We start from the raw sequence: 6672 nt of genomic DNA, 5'->3' as shown, positions 1-6672 counted from the left end.
CGCCGGCGACCGGGTCACGCTGCTGACCGGCCGGGCGCTGCCCGCCGGCTGGCTGGGCAAGCCGCACGCCTGCCGGCAGCTCGCCGACGCGGCCGGCGACGCCGAGGTCCTCGTGTTCCTCGACGCGGACGTGGTGCTCGCCCCGGACGCGGTCGAGCGCGCCACCGCCGTGTTGCGACGCTGCGGTGCGGACCTGCTCAGCCCGTATCCGCGCATCGAGGCGGTGGGCGCCGGCGAGCGGCTCGTCCAGCCCCTGCTGCAGTGGTCGTGGCTGACGTTCCTGCCGCTGCGGGCGATGGAGCGCTCGGCGCGCCCGTCGCTGGCCGCGGCGGGCGGGCAGTTCCTGCTCGTGCGCCGGGAGGCGTACGAGCGGGCCGGGGGGCACGCGGCGGTGCGCGACCGGGTGCTCGAGGACATCGAGCTGGCCCGGGCGGTGAAGCGCTCGGGCGGGCGGATCGCGCTCGCGGACGGTTCGGCGCTGGCGCGCTGCCGGATGTACACCTCGTGGCGGGAGCTCTCCGACGGGTACGCCAAGTCGCTGTGGGCGTCCTTCGGCTCGCCGCTGGGCGCCGCGGCCGTGCTCGCCGTCCTGCTGGCGCTCTACGTCGTGCTTCCCGTCACCATCCTGTTCGGACAGTGGGCGGGGCTGCTCGCGTACGCCCTGGGGGTCGCCGCCGCGCGCGCGAGCGGCGGCCGGGCCTTCCCCGACGCGCTGGCGCACCCGGCCTCCGTGCTGCTGTTCGCCTGGCTGGTCGCCCGCTCGTACGCGCGCCGCGGCCGCACCACCTGGAAGGGGCGCCCGACATGGCGACCGTGACCGTGGTCGGGGCCGGCGTGGGCGGGCTGTCGGCCGCCGCCCGGCTCGCCGCGGCCGGGCACCGGGTGACCGTGTTCGAGCAGGCGGCCACCGTCGGCGGCAAGCTCGGCCGGTACGAGCGGGAGACCGCGGCCGGCACGTTCCGGTTCGACACCGGCCCGAGCCTGTTCACGCTGCCGCAGGTCGCCGCGGAGCTGTTCGCGTCGACCGGCGGGGGCGGGCTGGACCTCGTGCCACTCGACCCGATCGTGCGCCACCGCTTTCCCGACGGCTCCACCCTGGACTCGACCGGCGGCGACGCGTTCGCCGAGCGGATCGCGGCGGCCTTCGGCGCGGACGCGGCCGCGGACTGGCGCCGGCTGTGGCGGCGGGCCGGGCGGGTCTGGGCGGCGTCCTGGCGGCACGTGCTGACGTCGCCCGCCGGCCCACTGCGGATGGCCGGGCTCGCGTGGCGACTGGGCGACCTGGCCGCCATCGCGCCGGGCCGGACGCTGCGCGGCCTGGGCCGCACGCACCTGCGTGACCCGCGGCTACGCATGCTGCTGGAGCGCTACGCCACCTACACCGGCGCCGACCCGCGCCGCGCGCCGGCCGCGCTGCTGGCGATCCCGTACGCGGAGCTGGCCTTCGGCGGCTGGTACCTGCGCGGCGGCCTCGGCACGCTCGCCGACGCGCTGCTGGAGCGCTGCGAGTCGCTGGGCGTGCGCGTGCACACCGGCACCGCGGTGCGCTCGATCGCCGTGGCCGGCTCGCGCGCCGCCGGCGTGGTGCTCGACGACGGCGCCGAGGTCGCCGCGGACGTCGTGGTGGCCAACGCCGACGCCCTGCACGTGTACCGCGACCTGCTGCCTTCCCCACGACCACGACCACGGCCGGCCCGCCGGCTCGCGGCGCGCAGCCTGGGCGGGTTCGTGCTGCTGCTCGGCGTGCGCGGGCGCACTCCCGGGCTCGCGCACCACACGGTCTTCTTCCCGCGCGACTACGACGCCGAGTTCGATGCCGTCTTCGGCAGCCCGCCCGCGCCCGTCGCCGACCCGGCCGTGTTCGTCACCGTCGCCGACGATCCGCTGGTCCGCCCGGACGGCTGCGAGGCCTGGTTCGTCCTGGTGAACGCGGCCCCGCAGGGCCCCGTCGACTGGCGCTCGGCCGGCCCCGGCCACGCCGACCGGGTGCTGGAGGTGCTCGCCGAACGGGGCTTCGACGTCCGCGACCGCCTGCTCTTCCGCCATGTGCTGACCCCGGCCGACCTGGAGGCCGCGACCCGCTCCCCTGGCGGCGCCATCTACGGCACCGCGAGCCACGGCCTCGCCGGGATGCTCCGCCCGCCCAACCGCGCGCCGGTCCCCGGCCTGTTCCTGGTCGGCGGCTCCGTGCACCCCGGCGGCGGGCTGCCGCTCGTGATGCTTTCTGCCAAGATCGTCGCGGATCTCATCGGAGCTGGTTGAGCAGCGGTACCAAGGCCCGCTCCTCGTAGGCGAAGTGCTCGTCGAGCTCGCGCGCCAGCCGGTCCAGCAGCGCCGGGTCGGGCTCCTCCCCGAGCTCGGCGATGCGCCGGGCGATGCCGGCGTGCTCTTCCCGCAGCCGGGCGAGCACCGGCCCGGCCTGCGGAAACTGACGCTCGATGCGCGGGAACGCGCCGTCCTCGTTCAGGTGGTGGGTGCGCAGGGCCGCGCAGAACGCCAGGCAGTGGACCCGCGGATCCGCGCGTACCGCGGACAGGTCTCGCCGCAGGGTCGCGTGGATGCGCACCAGCTCCTCGCCGATCGCCCGTGCCCGGTCGCCGACCCGGTGCAGGGCGACCACCGGGATCACCCGCGTCGTCTGCTCCTGATACGCGGCGTACGCCGGCACGCGCCGCCCCTGCTCGGCGTAGAGCCGGTCGCGCTCGGCCCCCTCGAGCGGTGTCGCGTCCGCGTCGAACACGTCCTCGCCGAGCTCCACGGTCACCCTGGGGCTCGCGAGCAGGTTGTGGTACCAGGCCGGGTGGCCGGGCAACCCGCCGTTGCTGGCGAAGATCAGGATGCGCTCGCCGTCGCGGGCATACCCCACGGGCAAGGTGCGCCGGCGCTTCGAGCGCGCACCGGTCGTGGTGAGCAGGATCAGGTCGGCGCCCGCGAACATCCCGCCGACCCGCCCACCGGAGGCGCGAAACTCGTCAATGACCTGCTGGTCGAAGTCGGCCATGGCTATCCTCAGGTTGCCGTGGTGTGTATTTGCTTTGCAAGCAAAGATAGTTTGAGGAGAAAGCTGTGTCAACGTCGGTCGACGAGGCGATCCGCACCCTCCTGCTGCTGATGCCGCGCCTGATCGGCCGCGCGAAGCGCACGCCGCCGCCGCCGGAGCTGGAGTCGTTCAACCTGGCCCCGCGCCATCTGTCGCTGCTGGCGTACCTGCTGTTCGAGGGCGCACTGGGCGTCAACGAACTGGCGGCGCGGCTGGAGGTCGCCCCGGCGACGGTGAGCCTGATGGTCGGGGACCTGAGCCGCAAGGGCATCCTGGCGCGACGCGAGGACGACGCCGATCGGCGGCGCACGATCGTGAGCATCGCGCCTGGGCACCATGCGGCGATCGACGGCTGGCTGGGTCGCGGCGCCTCGGCGTGGCGGACGGCGCTGGAGCCGCTGACCCCGGACCAGCGGCGGATGTTCGTGGACACCTTGCTCACCTTCGAGCGCGCGGTCGGCGGCGGCGAGGCCTGATCCGCTCGTCACCGCGGGGCCTTGTCATCGCAGGGCCTTGCGCACCGCCATCCACAGCTGCGCGAAGCCGACGACCGACACCGCCAGCGCGACCGCCAGGGTCACGGTCGCGGCGCGCGGGTCGAACAGCGCCGCGAGCAGGCCGAAGATCGTGATCAGGATCCGGATCGGGCGCTCCGCGATCGTGACGGTGCCGATGTCGCCCATGCCGGCCACGGCCGCGCGGGCCCGGACGTACTCGTGCAGCCACATCACCGCGCCGCTTGCCCCGGCAAGCCACGCGGGGGCGCCCAGCAGCGTGAACGCGATCAGCCAGGCGGCCTCGGCGAGGCGATCGGCGACCGCGTCGTACACCTGGCCCAGGCGCGTGGCGCGGGCCGCGATCACGGCGACAACGCCGTCGAGGGTGTCCGCGAGCGCCGAGAGCAGGACCAGGATCGCGGCCACCAGCGGGCCGGCGGGGACGGCGGCGGCCACAGGTACCACAGCGGAGAAGAGCAGCCCGATCGACGTGATCGCGCCGGGGCTGCGCACGCCGAGGCGGACCAGGCCGGCGCCCAGCCGATGGCAGAGCCGCAGCCAGCCCCGGACCGGGGCCGGGGCCAACCGCGGGTCATAGCCGCCGTGGGTCTCGGACCAGCGCTCGCAGTACCCGTCCCAGCCGAGCGGCTCAGGTCCGCGCACCGACGCCGAGCTGCTGCCACACCTCGCGGGTCGCGGTGGACCGGTTGAAGGTGATGAAGTGGATGCCGGGCACGCCCTCCTCGAGCAGGCGCTGGCTCATCTCGGTGGCGTGGTCGATGCCGAGGCGCCGCACCGCCTGCGGGTCGTCGGCGATCCGCTCGAAGCGCGCGGCCAGCTCCGCCGGGAACGGGGCGCCGGTGAGCTGTTGCGAGCGGGCGATGGTGCCGATGGCGGTGACCGGCATGATGCCCGCGACGATCGGCGTGTCACAGCCGGCCGCGACGACCCGGTCGCGCAGCCGCAGGTAGTCGTCGACGTCGAAGAACATCTGGGTGATCGCGAAGTCGGCGCCGGCCCGGCACTTGCGGACGAAGTTGGCGGTGTCGGACTCCACGTCGGGCGAGCGCGGGTGCTTGTACGGGAACGCCGCGACCCCGATGCTGAAGTCCCCGGCCTCGTGGACGAGGCGGACCAGGTCCTCCGCGTACAGCACGCCGTCGGGGTGGGCGATCCACTCCCCGCTCGGGTCGCCCGGCGGGTCGCCGCGCACGAGCAGGAAGTTACGGATGCCGGCCCCGGCGAGCTGCCCGATCACGTTGCGCAGCTCCGCGATCGAGTGGTTGACGGCGGTCAGGTGCGCCATCGGCAGCAGCGTGGTCTCGGTCGCGACGCGCTCGGTCACCGCCACGGTCGTGTCGCGGGTGCTGCCGCCGGCACCGTACGTGATCGACACGAACGACGGCCGCAGCGACTCGAGTTCCCGGATCGCCTGCCACAGCTGCTGCTCCCCCTCGGGCGTCTTCGGCGGCGAGAACTCGAACGAGAACGTGGGCCCGTGATCCGCGATCAGGTCGCCGATCGATGCCGGTCCACCGGTCATGACAGAGGGAAGTCCGAGAGCCACGCCCTGACTCTAGTGCCGAACGGCTGGTGATAGGCACTGCGGAACGGGCCGGGATCCTGTCGTACCTCTGGGGTAGAAAGGCGGGGTGGACATTGCTTCGGCCGGGGCCGTCCGCGACGGCCCCGGGTCCGGGCCTGTGTCCCTGGTGCCGCGAGCGAAGGGGGTCGCTGGTTCCAGGAGGTGAGGAATGCCTGCCAGACCGGGCGAGATCCCGGCCGCCGCCGAGACGTTCGGCGCCCTGCTCACACGCCTGCGCCTGGCGCGGGGCCGGTCGCAGCTGCGCCTGGCCGAGATGCTGTGCGCGGCCGCCGACGTGCCCACGATCACACGGCACGAGGTGTCGCGATGGGAACGCGGCGAACGGATACCTGGCGCGCCATGGCTGGCGTGGCTGGCGTTCGTCCTGCAGGCGCCGCTGGACGACCTCCAGCGCGCGGCCGCGTGCTCGCGCCGCCTCCGCGCGCCCGACCGCCCGCACCGCGCGACAGCCGGTCCACCACGAGCCGGGACGGGCACGCCGCCGGCGCCGCCGGCCCTGCCGCCGCCCGCTTCACCAGCCTCGGCGCCGGCCGGGGCCCCGCGCGCAGCGCGGACTATCCCACCGTCCGCCTCGCCGGCCATCTCGCCGGCCGCTTCACCAACCACGACGCCGGCCGGAGCCCCGCACGCGGCGCCGGCTATCCCACCGTCCGCTTCGCCGGCCATCTCGCCGCCCGTCTCGCGGCCCGCTTCACCAGCCTCGGCGCCGGCCGGAGCGCCGCCCGCCGTTCCACCACCCACCCCGCCGGCCGTCTCGCGGCCCGTTGTGCCGCACCCTTCGCCAGCCGTGGCACCTGCCGGGGCGCCGGCCGTTCCACCGTCCGCTTCGCCGGCCATCTCGCTGACCACGGCGCCGGCCGGGGCGCCGCTTGCTGCACGGGCCGTTGCGACGGCCGTGGCCTGGTCGCCGGCCGAGGCCGGGCTGGAGCGGGCCGGGGCCGGCACGCCGCGGGCTCCGGCCAGGGCGACGCGAGCCGAAGCACGGGCGAACCCGGCCGCGACGCGGACAGCGGAGACGGCGCACAAGGGCGTGCGGACGGGACGCGCGACGGGACCGGACGGGGGGCTCGACGTGGACGCCGAGCGACGGGTCGCCGGCCTGCGGCGGATGGACGACCTCGTCTCCGGACCGGAGCTGGTGCGCCGCGTCCGCGACGAGTTCGCGGCGGCGGTGCGGGGTGGCGGGGAGCGGGCCGGCGCGGCGGCGCTGGGGCTGATCGCGCAGCTGGCGCAGCTCGCGGTCTGGGCGGGCGTGGACGCCGGAGCACCGGTCCGCGGGCGGACGGTCGCCGGGCTCGCCCGGCGCGGCGTGCGGGCCGCGATCGATGGCGGCCACGGGGCGCTCGCGGGGCACCTGCTCGGCTGCCTCGCGCAACTGCGTGCGGAAGACGGCGACGGGGCGGCCGCGCTGCGGCTGGCGCGAGCGGCCCGGCGGGTGGCGAGCGCCACGACGACGGCGCGCTTGGGCAGGTTCTCCCGCTTGGCCACGTCGACGATCGCGACCGCGTTGTCCATCTCGGCCTGGCTCA

6 protein-coding genes and 1 pseudogene are annotated in these 6672 nt (G+C 75.6%); 4 read left to right on the top strand and 3 right to left on the bottom strand.

Annotated features, from left to right (window positions below; all coding sequences use genetic code 11):
- Both ABT297_RS42355 and ABT297_RS42350 read left to right on the top strand, forming a co-directional pair.
- Positions 1-817, top strand: an 817-nt coding sequence (locus tag ABT297_RS42355; RefSeq protein ID WP_350559636.1) for a glycosyltransferase family 2 protein, incomplete at its 5' end; no start/stop codon positions are given.
- A complete protein-coding gene (locus tag ABT297_RS42350) occupies positions 805-2262 on the top strand; it encodes a phytoene desaturase family protein (protein WP_350559633.1) in 1458 nt (485 codons plus the stop codon). The genes ABT297_RS42355 and ABT297_RS42350, both read left to right, overlap by 13 nt.
- Here ABT297_RS42350 and ABT297_RS42345 read toward each other — a convergent pair.
- Positions 2246-3001: a nitroreductase/quinone reductase family protein gene (locus ABT297_RS42345; protein WP_350559630.1), complete on the bottom strand. Its 756-nt coding sequence runs from the start codon at positions 2999-3001 to the stop codon at positions 2246-2248. The two genes, ABT297_RS42350 and ABT297_RS42345, sit on opposite strands and share 17 nt — an antisense overlap.
- A 65-nt stretch (positions 3002-3066) precedes the next feature.
- On the opposite strand from ABT297_RS42345, the gene ABT297_RS42340 reads away from it, so the two are divergent.
- Positions 3067-3516 carry a MarR family transcriptional regulator gene (locus tag ABT297_RS42340; protein ID WP_350559627.1) on the top strand — a complete coding sequence of 150 codons (450 nt, stop codon included), beginning with the start codon at positions 3067-3069 and terminating at the stop codon, positions 3514-3516.
- A gap of 24 nt (positions 3517-3540) precedes the next feature.
- Here ABT297_RS42340 and ABT297_RS42335 read toward each other — a convergent pair whose 3' ends face one another.
- Both ABT297_RS42335 and metF read right to left on the bottom strand, forming a co-directional pair.
- On the bottom strand, positions 3541-4200 hold the full coding sequence (locus tag ABT297_RS42335) for a CDP-alcohol phosphatidyltransferase family protein (protein ID WP_350559624.1): 660 nt from the start codon (positions 4198-4200) through the stop codon (positions 3541-3543).
- Positions 4187-5104, bottom strand: coding sequence for a methylenetetrahydrofolate reductase [NAD(P)H] (metF, locus tag ABT297_RS42330; protein ID WP_350559621.1), 918 nt, complete (start codon positions 5102-5104; stop codon positions 4187-4189). The genes ABT297_RS42335 and metF overlap by 14 nt, the downstream gene beginning before the upstream one ends.
- A gap of 826 nt (positions 5105-5930) precedes the next feature.
- On the opposite strand from metF, the pseudogene ABT297_RS42325 reads away from it, so the two are divergent.
- Positions 5931-6672: pseudogene (locus ABT297_RS42325) on the top strand (hypothetical protein); the annotation flags it as partial.

Source organism: Dactylosporangium sp. NPDC000555 (assembly GCF_040300025.1).
Lineage (GTDB): Bacteria > Actinomycetota > Actinomycetes > Mycobacteriales > Micromonosporaceae > Dactylosporangium.
The sequence above is the reverse complement of the archived record's forward strand: the minus strand, read 5'-3'. Positions and strand labels throughout refer to the sequence as shown.

Excerpts from the sequence above, each read along its gene's own strand:
- ABT297_RS42350 (WP_350559633.1), top strand. The coding sequence starts at position 805 with ATGGCGACCGTGACCGTGGTCGGGGCCGGCGTGGGCGGGCTGTCGGCC.
- ABT297_RS42345 (WP_350559630.1), bottom strand. The coding sequence starts at position 3,001 with ATGGCCGACTTCGACCAGCAGGTCATTGACGAGTTTCGCGCCTCCGGT.